Source organism: Martelella sp. FOR1707, from assembly GCF_053484265.1.
In genome coordinates this window covers 604582-622114 of the sequence record NZ_JBAKFP010000003.1, presented here as the reverse complement: position 1 = coordinate 622114, position 17533 = coordinate 604582, and the positions used below count along the sequence as shown (strand labels likewise).

Genomic DNA, 17533 nt, shown 5'->3' with positions numbered 1-17533 from the left:
ACTATATTGATAGAAGTCCGTTCCTGAAAAAACTCGAGCGAGGCCGCTCTCCGGCACCTGTATTCAGGTTTCATGCTCAACTCGATCCGCCATGCGTACGCTCCCGGCGCCGTAATCCGGGCTCGACAAGGCTGAAGACTTCGCCCAAAGCCGTCGGCCGCGAAAGCGCGACAGACGAACCCGATTTTGCCTTTTCGGATAGCCCCGATCGAAAGCAATCCCAAACTGTGGTCGGACTTGCGTCGGGTATAAATTATACTCATAATACCCGGATGCAGAACAAGACCAAGCAGGTCGTCGCCGCGATCGGTCGGTGGGCGGAAGAGCGGATCGACAAGGCATCGCCCGGCGAAAGGCTTCCGACCGTTCGCCATCTGATGCGCGAATTCGGAACGGCGCAACGCACCGTGGAGGCGGCGCTGAAGCCGTTTCTCGAAGACGGCCGCCTGATTGCCCGCCCCGGCGCGGGCATCGTGGTCGGCGGCAAGAGCGAGGAGAAGGCGCCCGACAGCTATGCCGCGGATCTCCTGATCCTCTACCGCAATTCCGACAGCAGGCTGGCGCGGGTGACGCTGCAGGAGGTCGCGACCCGGATAAAGTCCGCCGGCTTTTCGGTGTTGCAGCTCGGCTTTTCAAGCGACGCCCAGGCGATCGACGTGCTGGAACGGATCGGGCGGTTCCGCGCCTGCCTCATTCAGGTGAATTTCGAGATCCTGACGGTCGCGTTCCTGGCAGCGCTTCACCGGCAGGCCGACCATATCGTCATCGATGGCGTGTCGGCCACCGGCATCGATGTTGACGCTATCGGCACCAACTGGCGCGAGGCGCTGTCGATCGCCTTCCGGACATTCAGGGAAAGCGGCCACGAGCGGATCGCGTTTCTCACGTCAGCGCATCATGCCCGCCAGATCGCCATGGCGCGCCGCGAGTTCCACCTGCTCGGCAGCTTCCTGCCCCATCCGGATCAGTGCTTTCTGATCGAGCTGAACGCACTGCCCGGCAGCTATCAGATCGACGACATCGCTGCGGCCATCGGTTGTCATGCCGATGCCGAAGGGCGGCTTCCGTTCACGGCGCTGATCGCCTGGGGCGTCGTCGAAGGTTTCATTCTCGAGCGCGCACTCGCCAGGCTCGGCCTCGAGACGGGCCGCGACCTCAGCGTCATCATGCTCGGCAGCACGGATTTTCAGTCGGAGCATCTCGGCCGGTTCGATGTGGTCGGCAACAGCCATGACGAGAAGCTCGCCGTGTTCGAGCGGATCATCCGTGAACGGATCGCCGACAGGCCGAAGGAGCCGCAAACCCATTATCTCCCCATTTCCTACGTCCGCCATGGATCGGTGATCGATCTCCACACCGATTGAGTACATCAATTATTGTACACATATATATACTCAAATAGCATCCGATGCCGATAACAAGAACAAGTTCAGAGGCATTGAATGCTCCAGGAGCCGGTCCAGCAGAAAACCACGGGCGTCGCCATTGTCGGCGCCGGCGAGCGCGGCATCTATTATGTCGGCTCGCGCATGGCCGAAATCGCGGCGGAGACCGGCTTTCGCATCATCGGCGTGTTCGACCGGCTGGAAGACCGTGCCGGCTATGCCGCCGACCATCTTAACGGGCTCTACGGCAAGGCCGGCATCCGCCATGCCGTGCGGATATTCGAGAGCCTTGAGGCCGCCGTCGAGGATCCGTCCGTCGACCTTGTGATCGTCACCACTCATACCAATGCCCACCGCGCGCCGGTCGAGGCGGCGATTGCGGCCGGCAAGCGCGTTTATCTCGACAAGCCGATCTCGGTGACGCTCGATGACGCGGAAGCCATTCAGTCGGCTGAAAGGCGTTCCGGACAACCGGTGCTGATGGCCTTCACCCGGCGCTACGAAAAGCCGTGGATCGAGACCGTGAAGCTTGCCCATTCCGGCCGCATCGGCGATCCGCAGATGATCCTGCTGCGCTCGGTCATTCCCTATACCCGGTACCTCCAGCTCTGGCACCGCAAGCAGGCGCTGTCGGGCGGCGCGCTCAACGACAAGTGTTCGCACCATTTCGATGTGCTGAACTGGGTGGCGCGGTCGCGTCCGCTTTCCGTCACCGCTGTCGGCGGCCGCAGCAATGTGTTCCCGCCCGATCCGAATGCGCCGGAACGCTGTTCGCTTTGCGACCGCGACTGTCCCTATCGCCGTCATGAGACGCTGGTGGACCGGTTCGAGGGCGCCGGCGCCATCGCCAACCCGAGCTGGGGCGAGGCAGCTTTGCCGGAAGACCGCAACGATACCTGCGTCTATCGACCGGGAGCGGATATCGATGACCACGCAATCGTCACCATCCGCTACAAAAACGGCGTATCGGCCTGTCTGTTCTTCGCCATATTCGGCCCCTGGGCCGAGGATCAGGAAACGCTGGAAATCGTCGGCTCTTCCGGCCGCATCCGGATGGAGCGTCATTCGGGCGAAATCGACATCGTCGAGGATTACGGCCGCAAGCACGGCACGCTCGGCTTCACCAGCCCGGACCGCAGCTCGACCCATTTCGGCGCCGATCTCGAACTCGTGCGCACGCTCCGCCGCTTCATGAATGGCGAAAACCCGCCCGTCGGCATTGATGACGGCGTTGGCTCGCTCAGGATCGTCCTGGCGGCGCAGAAATCGATGAAAAATGGCGGCATGCCCGTCAATCCGGAAACCCAGGAGTTTGCGCAATGACGCGCCGTTTTCCCGAACGCCTGACCCCGCTTGCCAACCGGCTCGGCCTTCAGCCGCTGTTCGGCGATATCCACAATCACTGCGCCCTCTCCTATGGCCATGGCCGGCTGGAGGATGCGCTGTCCCGCGCCGCCTCACAGCTCGATTTCGTCTCAATCACCGGCCACGCGGCCTGGCCCGATATGCCGGTCGACGTGCCGGAGGTGGCCCATATCGTCGATTTCCACGTCAAGGGTTTTGCAAAGCTGAAGGCCAACTGGAAGGACCATTTCGCGGTTCTGAAGGCCTTCGAGAATCCCGGCCGCTTCGCCGTATTTCCCGGCTACGAGATCCATTCGTCGGAACATGGCGACTACACGATCGTCTATGGCGACCTCGATGTCGCCGAACCGGAACTTGCCGATAGCCCGGCCGAACTAAAGCAGGCGCTTCACACCGCCAAGGGCGACAGCGCCCTCGCCTTTCCGCATCATATCGGCTACCGGCAGGGCGCGCGCGGCATCAACTGGGATACGTTCGATCCCGAACTGTCGCCCTTTGTCGAGATGTTCTCGATGCATGGCTGCGCGGAAGAATCGGAATCCGAACGCTCCTACCTGCATTCCATGGGTCCGGTGAACGGCGCTTCGACCATGCGAGCGGGACTAAAGCGCGGCGCGGTCTTCGGCGTGGTCGGCAATACGGACCATCATTCCGCCTTTCCCGGCTCCTATGGCCATGGCCGCATGGCCGTCTATGCCGGAGATGACAGCCGTGACGCCATCTTCTCGGCCATGCGCGCGCGCCGCACCAATGCGCTGACCGGCGACAATATTCACCTGCTGATGGCGATCGGCGAAGCCGTGCAGGGCGGCATCACACCGCCCGCGCCCGAGGCCGCGCTGGAGATAGAGGCCATCGGCGGCGGTTTCATCGACGCGATCGATATCTTCCGCAACGGCGCGCTGACCGAGCGCATCTCGCCCGAGCTGAGCCCCGCGCCGATCGAGGCCGGTACCGGCGCGGAAACGGAGACCATCCTGTTTGTCGAGCTCGGCTGGGGCGCGCGTGGCAGAAGCCATGACTGGGCCGGTGACATCACGCTGGAAGGCGGCGAGATCACCGGCGTCGAACCCCGTTTCCGCGGAGCGGAGATCGTCTCCCCGCTGGAGGGCGAGGATGAGGCCGCGAGGCTGCCGACGCTCAGCCTTGAAGAGGGCACTGTTCAATTCTCGGTCACGGCCGCGGCCAATCCCAACAACGTCACCTCCGCCACCCAGGGCTTCGCCATACGGCTGAAAGCCGCGCCGGGGGCACGGCTGAAGGCGAGGCTTTCGGGCAAGCAGCTCGACGTTCCGCTCGATCAGCTCTTCGAGGGCGCACTGTCGGGCAATCTCGGCCCGATCGACAGCCCCGCTTACCGTTTCCACGCCCTGCCCCGGCCGCACCAGTGGCAATGGCATGGCGCGGTCGCGCTCGGCGCCTTGGCTGAGGGCGAAAACATCTATGTGCGACTGCGCGAGAAGACCGGGCAGATGGCCTGGACCTCGCCGATTTTCTGCAGAAGGGAGGCGTGAGACGAAACAGGCGAAACCGCCGGATCTCAAAATCCGGCCATGCGGGCAATGACGGCAAGGCCGCGATACGGCTGCGCGCCGGATTGCCCAGACAACAGGAAAGCGGCCCCCGATGGACCGGCTTTCAGACGCGGGAACTTTTGAAAACCGGACCTGACAAAGGCCGGAGGGAGAACAGGCAATGAAACATCTTGGAAAATTCACGGGCGTTCTGCTCGCCGCAAGCGCGCTGATGTCGGTATCGGCCGGCGCCGTCGAACTCAACATCGTACACGGCGCAATCGGCAAGGATAACGAAGTCCTGCGCAAGGAGCTCGACCGCTATGAGGAGATGACCGGCAACACCGTCAACATCGTCTCCATGCCGGAATCGACGACCGACCAGTTCGGCCAGTACAAGCTCTGGCTTTCGGCTAAGTCGCCGGATATCGACGTCTACCGCATCGATGTCATCGGCGCGCCGCAGCTCGCCAGCCATTTCGTCGACCTGACGGAGGCAACCGCCGATATCATCGACCAGTTCGTTCCGGCAGCCGTCGAATCGCAGACCGTCGACGGCAAGCTCGTCGCGCTGCCGATGTTCCTCGGCGCCCCGGCGCTCTATTACCGCAGCGACCTTCTGGAAAAATACGATCGGCCGGTTCCCGAGACCTGGGATGAAATGACCGAGACCGCGCAGATCATCATGGATGGCGAGCGGGCCGAGGGCAATGGCGACATGTGGGGCTTCGTGTTCCAGGGCGCGCCCTATGAGGGGCTTACCTGCAACGGCCAGGAATGGATCTATTCCTATGGCGGCGGCCGCATCGTCGAACTCGACGGCTCGATCGCGATCAACAATCCGGAGGCGGCTGAGGCCCTGAGCATGGCGAAGTCCTGGGTCGGCACCATCGCGCCGCAGGGCGTGCTTAACTACATGGAAGAGGATGCGCGCGGCGTGTTCCAGTCGGGCAACGCCGTGTTCATGCGCAACTGGAACTATGCCTATGCGCTGGCCGATGGCGAGGATTCCCCGGTCAAGGGCAAGTTCGACGTGACCACGCTGCCGGTCGGCGGCGAAGGTGACAGCTCTGCGGCGACCTTGGGCGGCTGGCATCTCGCCGTTTCCAAATATTCGCCCAATCCGGACGAGGCGATCGAACTGGTGAAGTTCCTCAACAACTTCGAAAACCAGAAGGAACGCGCGATCGAGACCTCGCGCCCGCCGACGGTGACCGCCGTCTACGACGATCCGGAAGTGGCCGAGGCCCAGCCCTTCATCCCGCGCTGGAAGCCGGTGGTGCTGAACGCCCTGCCGCGTCCTTCCGCCGCCACCAAGCGCAAATATAACGAGGTCTCCTCGGAGTTCTGGACCGCCGTGCATGATACGCTTTCGGGCGATGGCACCGCCGAGCAGAACCTCGCCAAGCTGGAAGCCAAGCTGAAGCGCCTTCGCGGCAACGGCTGGTAAGACAAGACGGCGCCGCCCGCATTGCCGGCGCGGCGCCGTTTTTCGCAAGAGAAGAAGGGAACGGAACATGGCAGAACCGGTCGAAAAATCGACCCTGTCGCAACAGCGCGTCGTCTCGGCCTGGGTGTTCCTGGCGCCGATGCTGGCGGTGCTGGCCGTGGTCGCGGTCTATCCGCTGGTCAGAACGATCTATTTCGGCTTCACCGATGCCTCGATTGATTTTCCGGGCGAAGCGCAATGGGTCGGCTTCCGCAACTATCTCGAATATCTCGACTTTGGCGACGGGACCGGTGAGTATTACGGTCTGCTCGCCGATCCCGACTGGTGGCGGGCCGTCTGGAACACGCTGCGCTTCACCTTCTTCTCGGTTCTGTTCGAAACCATTTTCGGCATGATCATCGCGCTGGTGCTGAATACCCAGTTTCCCGGCCGCGCGCTGGTGCGCGCCGCCGTCCTCATCCCCTGGGCGATCCCCACCATCGTTTCCGCCAAGATGTGGGCCTGGATGATGCATGACCAGTTCGGCATCCTGAACGATATCCTGATGAAACTGCACGTCATCGCCGAGCCGGTGGCCTGGACGGCCAATCCGGATACGGCGCTTCTCGCCGTGCTGATCGTCGACATCTGGAAGACCACGCCGTTCATGGCGCTGCTGATCCTCGCCGGCCTGCAGATGGTGCCGAAGGACATGTATGAAGCGGCAAAGCTTGACGGCATTCATCCCGTCCGCGTGTTCCGCAAGGTCACCCTGCCGCTGATCATGCCGGCCGTGCTGGTGGCGATCGTGTTCCGCGCGCTCGATGCGCTGCGCGTCTTCGACATCGTCTATGTGCTCACCCCCAACAACGCCAATACCGCCACCATGTCGGTGTTCGCGCGCGAGAACCTTTTCGATTTCGACCAGTTCGCCTATGGCTCGGCGGCCTCGACGCTGCTGTTCCTGATCATCGCGCTGCTCACGATCGGCTTCATTCGCGCCACCCGCATGAACCTTGGAGGCGACAGATGACCATCCCCGCTCCCGTCAAACGCATCGCGTTTTACGCGCTCGTTCTGGTCATCCTCGTCCAGGCGCTGTTTCCGTTCTACTACGCAATCCTGACCTCGCTGGAAAACGGCCAGGCGCTGTTCGAAGTCAATTATCTGCCGAAGGCGGTCACCTTCGACAATTACCAGCACATGCTGACCGACGGCGTCTTCGGCCACCAGATCTTCAACTCGATCTTCGTCGCCACCGTGGTCGTGATCTTCTCGCTGTTTCTCGGCGTCACCGCGGCCTTTGCGCTCAGCCGCATCCGCTTCCGGGGTCGCGGGCTGCTGCTGTTCACCATCCTGTCGGTTTCGATGTTTCCGCAGATCGCGGTGCTTTCCGGCCTGTTCGAGCTGATCCGCAATTTCGGCCTCTTCAATTCGCTCTGGTCGCTGGTGTTCTCATACATGATCTTCACCCTGCCCTTCACGGTATGGGTGCTGACCACCTTCATGCGCGACATGCCGATCGAGATCGAGGAGGCGGCGATCATGGACGGGGCCTCGTCCTTCACCATCATCCGCCGCATCTTCCTGCCGCTGATGTGGCCGGCGATGGTGACGACCGGATTGCTCGCCTTCATCCACGCCTGGAACGAGTTCCTGTTCGCCCTCACCTTCCTCTCCACCGACAGCCAGCGCACCGTGCCGGTGGCGATCGCGATGATCTCGGGCCTTTCGGAATTCGAGGTGCCGTGGGGCAACATCATGGCGGCCTCTGTGATCGTCACCGTGCCGCTGATCGCGCTCGTTCTCGTCTTCCAGCGCAAAATCGTTTCCGGCCTCACCGCCGGCGCCGTGAAAGGATAATCTCATGGCCTCCATCGAACTGAAGAAAATCTGCAAGTCCTTCGGCCATGTCGAGGTGTTGAAGGATATCGACCTCAACCTCGAAAAGGGCGAGTTCGTCGTCTTCGTCGGGCCGTCCGGCTGCGGCAAGTCCACGTTGCTTCGGCTGATCGCCGGCCTTGAGGACATTTCCGGCGGCGACCTGATGATCGACGGCGAGCGCGTAAACAACGTGCTGCCGGCAAAGCGCGGCATCTCCATGGTGTTCCAGTCCTATGCGCTTTATCCGCACATGACGGTCTACGAGAACATGGCCTTCGGTCTGGAACAGGCGAAGCTCGACAAGGCCGAGGCCGACAAGCGCATCCGCGAGGCGGCCGAGATGCTGCAGATCACGCCCTATCTCGACCGCAAGCCCCGCCAGCTTTCCGGCGGCCAGCGCCAGCGCGTCGCCATCGGCCGGGCGATCACCCGCCAGCCGCGCATCTTCCTGTTCGACGAGCCGCTGTCGAACCTCGACGCGGCACTCCGGGTTGATACACGGATCGAGATTGCAGCGCTCCACAAACGCATGAAGGGCGTCACCATGATCTATGTGACCCATGACCAGGTTGAGGCGATGACCCTTGCCGACAGGATCGTGGTGCTGAACGCCGGCCATGTGGAACAGGTCGGCACGCCGATGGAACTCTACATGAAACCCGCCAGCCGCTTCGTCGCCGAATTTATCGGCTCGCCGCGCATGAATGTGATCGAGGGCGAGATTGCTGACGGGTTCGGCGCGGCGGCCTGCGGTATCCGCCCGGAACATCTCGCGATCTCGCGCGCGGGTGGCCGCTGGGAAGGAAAAGTTCTGCTTTCAGAGGAGCTTGGAAGCGATACTTATATCCACGTGGAAACAGAGAATGCCGGCATGCTGAATGTCCGCGCGCCGGGCGCGCAGGATTTTGAAGCCGGCGAGACGGTCTTCGTGACGCCGGACGAGACGGCGCTGCATCGCTTCGACGCTGCCGGCGCGGCGATCTAGGAGACCGGCATGAACAGCAGACCAAGCGAACCGCCGCGCCCGATCTGCGTGATCGGCAATGCCAATCTCGATCTCGTTACTGGCAGCATCGACGACTGGCCGGAATGGGGAACGGAGGTGTTTCTCGAACGCTCCGATTTCCGCATCGGCGGATCGGCGGCCAATACCGCACTCGTGCTCCAGCGGCTCGGCCACCCCGTCGGCCTCGTCTCGGCGACCGGCAGCGATGCGGCGGGCGCAATGATCACCCACCAGTTCGCCGGCGGGCTCGACAGGATCGCCGCCCGGCCCGGCCCGACATCGATGTCCGTCGGCATATTGCAAACGGGCGGCGAGCGCAGTTTCTTTTCCACCAACGGTCATCTCGACGGGCTCGATGCCGCCTTCTTCTCCGCCGCCCTGGAAGACTGGCCGCTTGCAGGCGCGATCGCGCTGGTCTCCGGCGGCTTCGCCCTGCCCGGCCTGATGGCGGAGCACACAGCGTTTCTGGAGCGGCTGAGGGCGCGCGGCGCAACCATTGCCATCGACCCCGGCTGGCCGGGTGATGGCTGGACCGATGCCGCCATCGCCAGTGCCCGTGCATGGGTCGGTCTCGCCGACCATATCCTGCTGAACGACAAGGAAGCGCTCGGCCTTTCCGGCGAAAACGCCGTCCACGCCGCCTGCCGGGCGCTCGCCCCCCATATGCGCCCCGATGCCGCGCTGGTGGTCAAGCGCGGCCCCGAGGGCGCCGCCTGCTACCGGCACCGCAACTATATCATCGAACAGGCCCGCTCCCTTGATGTGATCGACACGGTCGGCGCGGGCGACGCCTTCAACGCGGGCTATCTGAGCGCCATCGCGGAAGGGCAAACCGAACGCGCGGCGTTGAGGCGCGGCATCGATGTCGCCTCCGCCGTGATCAGCGAATTTCCCCGCAGTGGCGCTGCGATCGAACGGAGCGATGTCTCATGCGCAATATCCTCCTCCTGATCGCCGACGATCTCGGCCGCATGACCGGCTGCTATGGCGAGACCGCGATCGCGACGCCCAATATCGACCGGCTTGCCGAAACCGGCACGCGCTTCGACATGGCGTTCACGTCAACCGCCTCATGCTCGGCCAGCCGCTCTGTGATCTATACCGGCCTCCACACCCACGAGACCGGGCAATACGGCCTCAACCACGACCACCACCATTTCATGACCTTCGATCACGTCGAAACCGCCCCGGGGCTTCTGAACGCGGCCGGGATGAAGACCGGGATCATCGGCAAGATCCATGTCGGGCCGGATGCCGTCTATCCCTGGCAGGTGCGCGATGAAAGCTGGGAACGCGATGTGCGCCGGGCGGCCAACCGGGCATCCGCCTTTTTCCGTGACGCGAAAGCGGAGGAGACACCCTTCTTCCTCACCATCGGCTTCATCGATCCGCATCGCGACGAGACTCGCGGCGGCTTCGGCAATGACCGCGCCTATCCCGGCGTCGAGGACCGCGTCTTCGCGCCGGAAGACGTCACCGTACCGCCCTTCCTGACCGACCTGCCGGAGGTGCGCCAGGAACTCGCCGATTATTACCGCTCGATCCACCGCCTCGATCAGGGCGTCGGCATGGTTCTCAATGAACTGGAAAAGGCAGGGCTTGCCGATGACACGCTCGTCGTCTTCCTCTCCGATAATGGTTCGCCCTTCCTCAATTCCAAGACCACGCTCTACGATGCCGGCGTGCATCTGCCGCTGATCATCCGCAAGCCGGGCGGACGCGGTGGCGTCGCCAATCCCAATCTGGTGTCCTTCACCGATATCCTGCCGACCTTTCTCGACTGGGCGGGCCACGCCACCCCGCCTGGCCAGCGCAAGGGGCGCTCGCTGCTTCCGATCCTCGAATCAGAAACGCTTGAGGACGACTGGCAGGCGGTGTTCGGCTCCCACACCTTCCACGAGGTGACGAATTACTGGCCGACGCGCTTCATGCGGACCACGCGCTACAAATATCACCGCAACGTCGCCTGGCAGCTCGATTTCCCCTTCTCGGGCGATCTCTACGGTTCGCTAACATGGGAGGGGGTCCGCAATCAAAACCCGGCGATGATCGGCAGGCGGTCGGTCAAAGACTATGTTCGCCGCCCGCCGGAGGAGCTCTACGACCTGGAAGCCGACCCGCACGAAGTAAACAATCTGGCCGACGACCCCGCTCACCGCGATCGCCTGCTGGAAATGCGCGCCGCGACAGAGGCCTGGCAGCACGAGACCCGCGACCCCTGGCTCTATCGCGACGGCCTATCGCTCCGCGCCATCGAAAAGCACCTCGAAAACGGCCTCGCCGTGCCGGAGCGCTTCGATTTCGACCCGGATAAGCCCGGCTCGCGATAGCGCTCGCGCCGTGGGCGAAGCGAAACATTTCAGGAATGGGTTGCGCTTCATCCTCGTTTCGGTAAAAATTTACTAGACGTGCCAGACCATTGTGGTCCCGGCTGCTTCGGGGGAGTTGATGGTCACAATTCGAGAAATTGCCAAGGCGGTCGGCGTTTCCGCCGGCACGGTTTCGCGCGTGCTGAACTACGATCCCACGCTTTCGGTGAGCGAGGCCAAGCGCAAGGCGATCATCGAGACCGCCGAAGCACTCGATTACGCAACGCCGCGCAACCGCAATCGCCGCAAACCCGCGCCGTTCCGCCAGCCGCAACCGGCCGCCGCCATGCCTCGCATTGCCACGGTTCACTTCCTGGAGCGCGATGAGGAACTGATCGACCCCTATTATATCGGGGTGAGGCTGGGCATAGAACGGCGGTCGCAACATTACCAGAGCGAGATCGTGAAGGTGTTTCACGCCGATCTTTTCAACGAGGGCAGCCTGCTGCAGGGCGTCGCCGGCATCATCGCCATCGGCAAGCACAGGCCGGCGGAGATCGCCTTTCTCGAGGAATGCTGCGACCACTTGGTGTTCGCCGACTTCCAGCCTTCGGACGAGCAGTTTGACTGCGTTTCCAGCGACCTGGCTCTGGCGACCACGAAGATTCTCGATGGCCTTGCCGCTGCCGGCTATCGGCGCATCGCCTTCATCGGCGCGGAGGACAGGATCAGCTTTGGCGATGTGCCCTATAGCGAAGCGCGCTGCCGGGCCTATGTCGACTGGCAAAAGGCGCGTGGCACCTTCGACCCCACTTTGATCGCCCTGAACAATGACTGCAATGACGGGCAGAATCTGCGGCTCGAGGTCGGTTACGAGCATGCCCGTGACCTGCTAGACCGCGCCGAACGCCCGGATGTGATCCTGACCGCGAACGACAATATCGCGATTGGAACCGGGCGGGCGCTTGCCGAGGCAGGGCTTTCGGTGCCGGACGATATCGCCATCGCCTCCTTCAACGACATACCGGTCGCCCAGTTTCTCAATCCCGCGCTTTCCACCATGAAGATACCCGGCGAGGCCATTGGCGAATGCGCGGTCGACCTGCTGGTCGAGCGCATCAACGGGCGCGAATACACCAAGCGGGTGACAATTCCGGGCGAGATGATCTGGCGCGACAGCTGTCGCCATCCGCCTGTCGGGTAAATTTATTTACTGATTTTTACTAAAAATTTTATTGTCAAGTTTTCCAAATTGTAGTTAGCTTCCCTCGGGACGGCAGGGAGCGCCGTCGGGCAAATGTCCAAACGGGAGGAAACCAATGGATAAGCAGAAAGTGCTGGGCCGCATCACGGGTGTGGCTCTGTCGGGAGCATGTGTCTTCGGCGCCACCGCCGCCTTCGCGGGTGAGATCACCATCTGGTGCTGGGACCCCAATTTCAACGTCGCGATCATGAAGGAAGCGGGCGAGATCTACACCAAGTCTCACCCCGACACGACCTTCAATGTCGTCGACTTCGCCAAGGCCGATGTCGAGCAGAAGCTCCAGACGGCGCTGGCCTCCGGCGCGACCAACGCGCTGCCGGATATCGTGCTGATCGAGGATTACGGCGCGCAGAAATATCTCCAGTCCTTCCCCGGCGCGTTCGCGGCCATGGATGGCGTTGTCGACTACGATGCCTTCGCGCCCTACAAGGTGTCGCTGATGACGGTTGGCGACAAGGTCTACGGCATGCCCTTCGACACCGGCGTCACCGGCATGTATTACCGCCGCGACTATCTGGAGGAAGCCGGCTTCAAACCCGAGGATATGCAGAACATCACCTGGGATCGGTTCATCGAGATCGGCAAGCAAGTCGAGGCAAAGACCGGCCACAAGATGACCACGCTCGACCTCAATGACGGCGGCATGACCCGGATCATGATGCAGTCGGCCGGCAGCTGGTATTTCGATGAAAACGGCGATCTCAATGTTCTCGACAACGCCGCGCTGAAGGCAGCGCTCGAAACCCAGGCGAAGATTGCCGAGGAAGGCCTGATCTATCCGGCGACCGGCTGGTCGGACTATGTCAACGCGTTCACCTCCGGCAATGTCGCCTCGGTCATCACCGGCGTCTGGATCACCGGCACGATCAAGGCGCAGGAAGACCAGTCCGGCAAATGGGGCGTCGCGCCGATTCCGTCGCTTGAGGGCGTCGAGGGCGCGGGCAACGCCTCGAACCTCGGCGGGTCGAGCTGGTACGTGCTCGACAGTTCCGACGTGAAGGACGAGGCGATCGATTTCCTCAACGAGATCTATGCCAAGGACACCGAATTCTACCAGAAGATCCTGGTCGAGCGCGGCGCGGTCGGCTCGCTGCTCGCCGCGCGCGAGGGCGAGGCCTATCAGGAGGCCGATCCGTTCTTCGGCGGCGAGAAGGTCTGGCAGAAGTTCTCCGACTGGCTGAACCAGATCCCGGCGGTCGATTACGGCATCTTCACCAACGAGCTCGATGTCGCGGTGACCTCCAACCTGCAATCGCTGATCGACGGCAAGCCGGTCGACGAGGTGCTGAAGGCGATCAACGATCAGGCCAAGTTCCAGATCCAGTAACGGCGATCCGCCGGGGCGGGCCCGCCTGCTCCGGCTTTCGCCATCATGATTGTTGGAAAGCCGGCCCGCCGGCAACTGGGACCGACCATGGCTAATGCAAGACCCGGCAATCTGAAGCGGTTCTACGACGTCAACGGCTGGCTGTTCGTGGCGCCGGCCCTCATTCTCGTTGCCGCCTTCATGTTCTATCCGATCATCCGCTCGCTGGTGCTGTCGTTTTATTCCGGCCGCGGCATGATGATGAATTTCGTCGGTTTCGGGAATATCGAGCGTCTCTGGTATGACGCGATCTTCTGGCAGGCGCTGACCAACACGCTGACCTTCCTTGTCATCCAGGTGCCGGTCATGATCGTGCTGGCGCTGATCCTCGCCAATGCGCTCAACAATCCGCGGCTCAGATTTTCCGGCCTGTTCCGCACCGCGATCTTCCTGCCCTGCGTATCCTCGCTGGTTGCCTATTCGATCCTGTTCAAGAGCATGTTCGCCACCGATGGCATCATCAACAGCACGCTGATGGCGGTGGGCCTTGCCGACGCGCCGATCGAATGGTTCACCGATCCGTTCTGGGCCAAGGTTCTGGTCATCCTCGCCATCACCTGGCGCTGGACCGGCTACAACATGATCTTCTATCTGGCAGCGCTCCAGAACATCGACAGGTCGATCTACGAGGCCGCCCGCATCGACGGCGTGCCTTCATGGCGGCGCTTCCTGCACATCACGATTCCGATGCTGAAACCGGTGATCCTGTTCACCACGATCACCTCCACCATCGGCACGCTGCAGCTCTTCGACGAAGTCTACAACCTGACCGAGGGCAAGGGCGGGCCGGCGAACGCGACGCTGACCCTGTCGCTCTATATCTACAACCTGACCTTCCGCTTCATGCCCAATTTCGGCTACGCGGCCACGGTCTCATACGTCATCGTGCTGATCGTCGCGGTGCTGTCCTTCCTGCAGTTCTACGCCGCGAGGGAACGTACATGACCGCCCGCCGCCTCGTCCGCCTCGCCGGCGGTTCGCTGAAATACATCCTGCTGGGGTTTGCCGCCTTCATCTCGGTATTTCCGTTCATCTGGATGGTGATCGGCGCGACCAACACCACCGCCGATATCGTCATCGGCAAGGTCACCTTCGGCAACGCGCTGATGGCGAACATCAATGCCTTCGTCTCGCAGGTCGATGTGCCGTTGATCATGTGGAACTCGATCAAGATCGCGGGCCTCGGCACCTTCCTCACGCTCACGGTGACCTCGCTTGCCGGCTACGGCTTCGAGGTGTTCCGCTCGAAGCTGCGCGACCGGATCTATGCCATCGTGCTGTTGACGCTGATGGTGCCGTTTGCGGCGATCATGATCCCGCTGTTCATGATGACCGCCAAGGCGGGGCTGATCGACACCCATATCGCCATCATCCTGCCGTTCATCGCCTGGGCCTTCGTGATCTTCTATTTCCGCCAGGCCACCAAGGCGTTCCCGTCAGAGCTGCGCGACGCCGCCAAGGTCGACGGACTGAAGGAGTGGCAGATCTTCCTGCATATCTATTTCCCGGTGATGCGCTCCACCTATGCGGCGGCTTTCGTCATCGTGTTCATGCTCTACTGGAACAACTATCTGTGGCCGCTGATCGTGCTGCAATCGAATGAGACCAAGACGATCACGCTGGTCGTCTCCTCGCTCGCCTCCGCCTATTATCCTGATTACGGCACGGTGATGATCGGCACGATCCTCGCGACCCTTCCCACGCTTATCATCTTCTTCGCCATGCAGCGCCAGTTCGTCCAGGGCATGCTCGGTTCCGTCAAATAGGTCATACACATGCGTAAAGTTCAGAATTTCAATGCCGGCTGGGTATCCTCCGAAGGGTTCGACGATGCGGCGACCAGCGTCCTGCGCGATGGCGAAAAGGTGCGCCTGCCGCATACCGCGGTGGAACTGCCCTTCAACTATTTCGACGAGAAACGCTATCAGCGTGCCTTCACCTATCAGAAGGTTTTTGCCAGCGAGCCCGGTTTCGCCGGCAAGCGGGTCGCGCTCGTCTTCGACGCAGCGATGGCCGACAGCGTGGTCTACCTGAACGGCAAAGAAATCGCCGCCCACAAGGATGGCTATACTCCTTTCGAGGTCGAGATCGGCCCGCATCTGAAGGACGGCGACAACCTGCTGACGGTGAAGATCGACGGTTCCGAAAACCCGGATATCCCGCCTTTCGGCAATGTCATCGACTATCTGACCTTCGCCGGCATCTACCGCGATGTCTGGCTGAAGGTGACGACCCCGGTCGCGATCGACAACGTCAAGATCGAAACGCCCGACGCGCTCGCCGACGCCAAGAGCGTGACCGCCGACGTGTTCCTGACCGACGAGACCACCGGCAGGCTCGCCGCGACGCTTAGCGATGCCGAAGGCAATGTGATCGCCGCCACCGAGGCTTCCGTTTCGGACCGGCAGACGCGCCTTGCGCTTTCCGACCTGCAAGGTCTCCGGCTGTGGGATATCGATGACCCGGCGCTCTATACCCTCACCGTGACGCTCGAAACCGAGGCCGGCACGGACGAAGTTGCGCACCGCTTCGGTTTCCGCACCGCGTCCTTCGCCAGCGACGGCTTCCGCCTCAACGGCAGGCTCTTGAAACTGCGCGGCCTCAACCGCCACCAGAGCTGGCCGCATCTTGGATATGCCATGGGCAGGCGCGGGCAGGAGAAGGATGCCGATATCCTGAAATTCGATCTGGCCTGCAACATCGCCCGGACCTCGCACTATCCGCAGTCGAAATATTTCCTCGACCGCTGCGACGAGATCGGGCTTCTGGTTTTCGAGGAAATTCCCGGCTGGCAGCATATCGGCGGCGACGCGTGGAAACGGGAATCGGTCGAGAATGTGCGCCGGATGATCACCCGCGACTGGAACCATCCTTCGATCATCATATGGGGCGTGCGCATCAACGAATCCGCCGACGATCATGACTTCTACGCCGAGACCAACCGGGTCGCCCGCGAACTCGATTCCACCCGCCAGACCGGCGGCGTGCGCTGCATCGAAAACAGCGAGATGCTGGAAGACGTCTACACCATGAACGACTTCGTTCTCGGCGACGAGGAGCAGCCGGGCCGCAATCACGCGCGGATCTGCACCCGCGACCAGAAGCAGGTGACCGGACTCACAAAGACCGTGCCCTACATGATCACCGAATATAACGGCCACATGTTCCCCACCAAGCGCTTCGATCAGGAGAGCCGCCAGGCCGAGCATGTGACCCGCCACCTTCAGATGCTGAACGCCGTTGCCGGCGACCCGACGATTGCGGGCAGCACCGGATGGTGCATGTTCGACTACAACACCCACAGCGATTTCGGCTCCGGCGACCGGATCTGCTATCACGGCGTGATGGACATGTACCGCGAACCGAAATTCGCGGCCTATGCCTATGCCTCGCAAGGCGATCCTGAAAACGGCGTGGTGCTCCAGCCGGTCACCTTCTGGGCCCGCGGCGAGCGCAATATCGGCGGCGTGCTGCCGTTGATCATCCTGACCAACTGCGACTATATCGAACTCACCGTCGGCGACAGCGCGCCGAAGCGGGTGGAGCCTGCCCGCGCGGCATATCCGCACCTTCCTCACCCGCCGGTCATTCTCGACGTCAACAATGTGTCTGCGGAAGAATTCGGAGACTGGGGCCGCCAGTGGTTCGACGGCACGCTGACGGGCTATATCAACGGCAAGCCGGTCAGGACCATGAAGCTCTCCGGCAACCCCGTGCCGACCACGCTCGAGATCGCGCCGGATGCGACCGAGTTGAGGGCGGGCGAGAAGGATTGCGTGCGCGTGATCCTGCGCGCGCTCGACCAGTGCGGCAATATCATGCCGTTCTTCGATGAGCCGGTCGCGCTTTCGCTTGATGGGCCCGGCCGGATCGTCGGGCCGGAGATTACAAGCTTCCGGGGCGGCACGGCGGGGCTCTATATCGAGGCGGGCGATGAGCCGGGCGCGCTGACACTGGCGGTCCGCTGCGCCGCCTTTGCCGATGATACTATCGCCTTCACGATCAGCTGAG

14 protein-coding genes are annotated in these 17533 nt (G+C 62.3%); all 14 read left to right on the top strand.

Annotated features, from left to right (window positions below; genetic code table 11):
* Positions 1–272: 272 nt before the first annotated feature.
* The 14 genes from V6765_RS10755 to V6765_RS10690 all read left to right on the top strand — a co-directional run bounded on the left by V6765_RS10755 (position 273) and on the right by V6765_RS10690 (position 17532).
* Complete coding sequence (locus V6765_RS10755) at positions 273–1364, top strand: GntR family transcriptional regulator (RefSeq protein WP_448428552.1); 1092 nt, start codon at positions 273–275, stop codon at positions 1362–1364.
* Positions 1365–1442: 78 nt separating this feature from the next.
* Positions 1443–2708, top strand: a complete 1266-nt coding sequence (locus tag V6765_RS10750; RefSeq protein ID WP_448428550.1) for a Gfo/Idh/MocA family protein — start codon at positions 1443–1445, stop codon at positions 2706–2708.
* Positions 2705–4264 carry a hypothetical protein gene (locus tag V6765_RS10745; protein WP_448428548.1) on the top strand — a complete coding sequence of 520 codons (1560 nt, stop codon included), beginning with the start codon at positions 2705–2707 and terminating at the stop codon, positions 4262–4264. Before V6765_RS10750 ends, V6765_RS10745 begins: the two co-directional genes overlap by 4 nt.
* 181 nt (positions 4265–4445) lie before the next feature.
* Positions 4446–5714: an ABC transporter substrate-binding protein gene (locus tag V6765_RS10740; protein ID WP_448428546.1), complete on the top strand. Its 1269-nt coding sequence runs from the start codon at positions 4446–4448 to the stop codon at positions 5712–5714.
* A gap of 67 nt (positions 5715–5781) precedes the next feature.
* Positions 5782–6726 carry a carbohydrate ABC transporter permease gene (locus V6765_RS10735; RefSeq protein ID WP_448428544.1) on the top strand — a complete coding sequence of 315 codons (945 nt, stop codon included), beginning with the start codon at positions 5782–5784 and terminating at the stop codon, positions 6724–6726.
* The gene (locus V6765_RS10730; RefSeq protein ID WP_448428542.1) at positions 6723–7556 is read left to right on the top strand and encodes a carbohydrate ABC transporter permease; all 834 of its coding nucleotides are present in this window, start codon (positions 6723–6725) and stop codon (positions 7554–7556) included. Before V6765_RS10735 ends, V6765_RS10730 begins: the two co-directional genes overlap by 4 nt.
* 4 nt (positions 7557–7560) lie before the next feature.
* Positions 7561–8562: an ABC transporter ATP-binding protein gene (locus tag V6765_RS10725; protein WP_448428540.1), complete on the top strand. Its 1002-nt coding sequence runs from the start codon at positions 7561–7563 to the stop codon at positions 8560–8562.
* A gap of 9 nt (positions 8563–8571) precedes the next feature.
* The gene (locus V6765_RS10720) at positions 8572–9534 is read left to right on the top strand and encodes a carbohydrate kinase family protein (protein ID WP_448428538.1); all 963 of its coding nucleotides are present in this window, start codon (positions 8572–8574) and stop codon (positions 9532–9534) included.
* Entirely contained in the window at positions 9513–10913 is a 1401-nt protein-coding gene (locus tag V6765_RS10715; RefSeq protein ID WP_448428536.1) for a sulfatase family protein, read from the top strand. Before V6765_RS10720 ends, V6765_RS10715 begins: the two co-directional genes overlap by 22 nt.
* A gap of 118 nt (positions 10914–11031) precedes the next feature.
* Positions 11032–12096, top strand: a complete 1065-nt coding sequence (locus V6765_RS10710) for a LacI family DNA-binding transcriptional regulator (protein ID WP_448428534.1) — start codon at positions 11032–11034, stop codon at positions 12094–12096.
* A gap of 115 nt (positions 12097–12211) precedes the next feature.
* Entirely contained in the window at positions 12212–13483 is a 1272-nt protein-coding gene (locus V6765_RS10705; RefSeq protein WP_448428532.1) for an ABC transporter substrate-binding protein, read from the top strand.
* An 87-nt stretch (positions 13484–13570) separates the two neighbouring features.
* On the top strand, positions 13571–14467 hold the full coding sequence (locus tag V6765_RS10700; RefSeq protein WP_448428530.1) for a carbohydrate ABC transporter permease: 897 nt from the start codon (positions 13571–13573) through the stop codon (positions 14465–14467).
* Complete coding sequence (locus V6765_RS10695) at positions 14464–15288, top strand: carbohydrate ABC transporter permease (RefSeq protein WP_448428528.1); 825 nt, start codon at positions 14464–14466, stop codon at positions 15286–15288. The genes V6765_RS10700 and V6765_RS10695 overlap by 4 nt, the downstream gene beginning before the upstream one ends.
* Before the next feature lie 9 nt (positions 15289–15297).
* Entirely contained in the window at positions 15298–17532 is a 2235-nt protein-coding gene (locus tag V6765_RS10690) for a glycoside hydrolase family 2 protein (protein WP_448428526.1), read from the top strand.
* Position 17533: the final 1 nt, after the last annotated feature.

What these genes read in the sequence shown, in the direction of transcription:
- V6765_RS10695 (WP_448428528.1), top strand. Translation starts at nt 14,464, where the DNA reads ATGACCGCCCGCCGCCTCGTCCGCCTCGCCGGCGGTTCGCTGAAATAC.
- V6765_RS10725 (WP_448428540.1), top strand. Translation starts at nt 7,561, where the DNA reads ATGGCCTCCATCGAACTGAAGAAAATCTGCAAGTCCTTCGGCCATGTC.
- V6765_RS10750 (WP_448428550.1), top strand. Translation starts at nt 1,443, where the DNA reads ATGCTCCAGGAGCCGGTCCAGCAGAAAACCACGGGCGTCGCCATTGTC.
- V6765_RS10720 (WP_448428538.1), top strand. Translation starts at nt 8,572, where the DNA reads ATGAACAGCAGACCAAGCGAACCGCCGCGCCCGATCTGCGTGATCGGC.
- V6765_RS10700 (WP_448428530.1), top strand. Translation starts at nt 13,571, where the DNA reads ATGGCTAATGCAAGACCCGGCAATCTGAAGCGGTTCTACGACGTCAAC.
- V6765_RS10690 (WP_448428526.1), top strand. Translation starts at nt 15,298, where the DNA reads ATGCGTAAAGTTCAGAATTTCAATGCCGGCTGGGTATCCTCCGAAGGG.
- V6765_RS10730 (WP_448428542.1), top strand. Translation starts at nt 6,723, where the DNA reads ATGACCATCCCCGCTCCCGTCAAACGCATCGCGTTTTACGCGCTCGTT.
- V6765_RS10715 (WP_448428536.1), top strand. Translation starts at nt 9,513, where the DNA reads ATGCGCAATATCCTCCTCCTGATCGCCGACGATCTCGGCCGCATGACC.
- V6765_RS10705 (WP_448428532.1), top strand. Translation starts at nt 12,212, where the DNA reads ATGGATAAGCAGAAAGTGCTGGGCCGCATCACGGGTGTGGCTCTGTCG.
- V6765_RS10755 (WP_448428552.1), top strand. Translation starts at nt 273, where the DNA reads ATGCAGAACAAGACCAAGCAGGTCGTCGCCGCGATCGGTCGGTGGGCG.
- V6765_RS10740 (WP_448428546.1), top strand. Translation starts at nt 4,446, where the DNA reads ATGAAACATCTTGGAAAATTCACGGGCGTTCTGCTCGCCGCAAGCGCG.
- V6765_RS10710 (WP_448428534.1), top strand. Translation starts at nt 11,032, where the DNA reads ATGGTCACAATTCGAGAAATTGCCAAGGCGGTCGGCGTTTCCGCCGGC.
- V6765_RS10745 (WP_448428548.1), top strand. Translation starts at nt 2,705, where the DNA reads ATGACGCGCCGTTTTCCCGAACGCCTGACCCCGCTTGCCAACCGGCTC.
- V6765_RS10735 (WP_448428544.1), top strand. Translation starts at nt 5,782, where the DNA reads ATGGCAGAACCGGTCGAAAAATCGACCCTGTCGCAACAGCGCGTCGTC.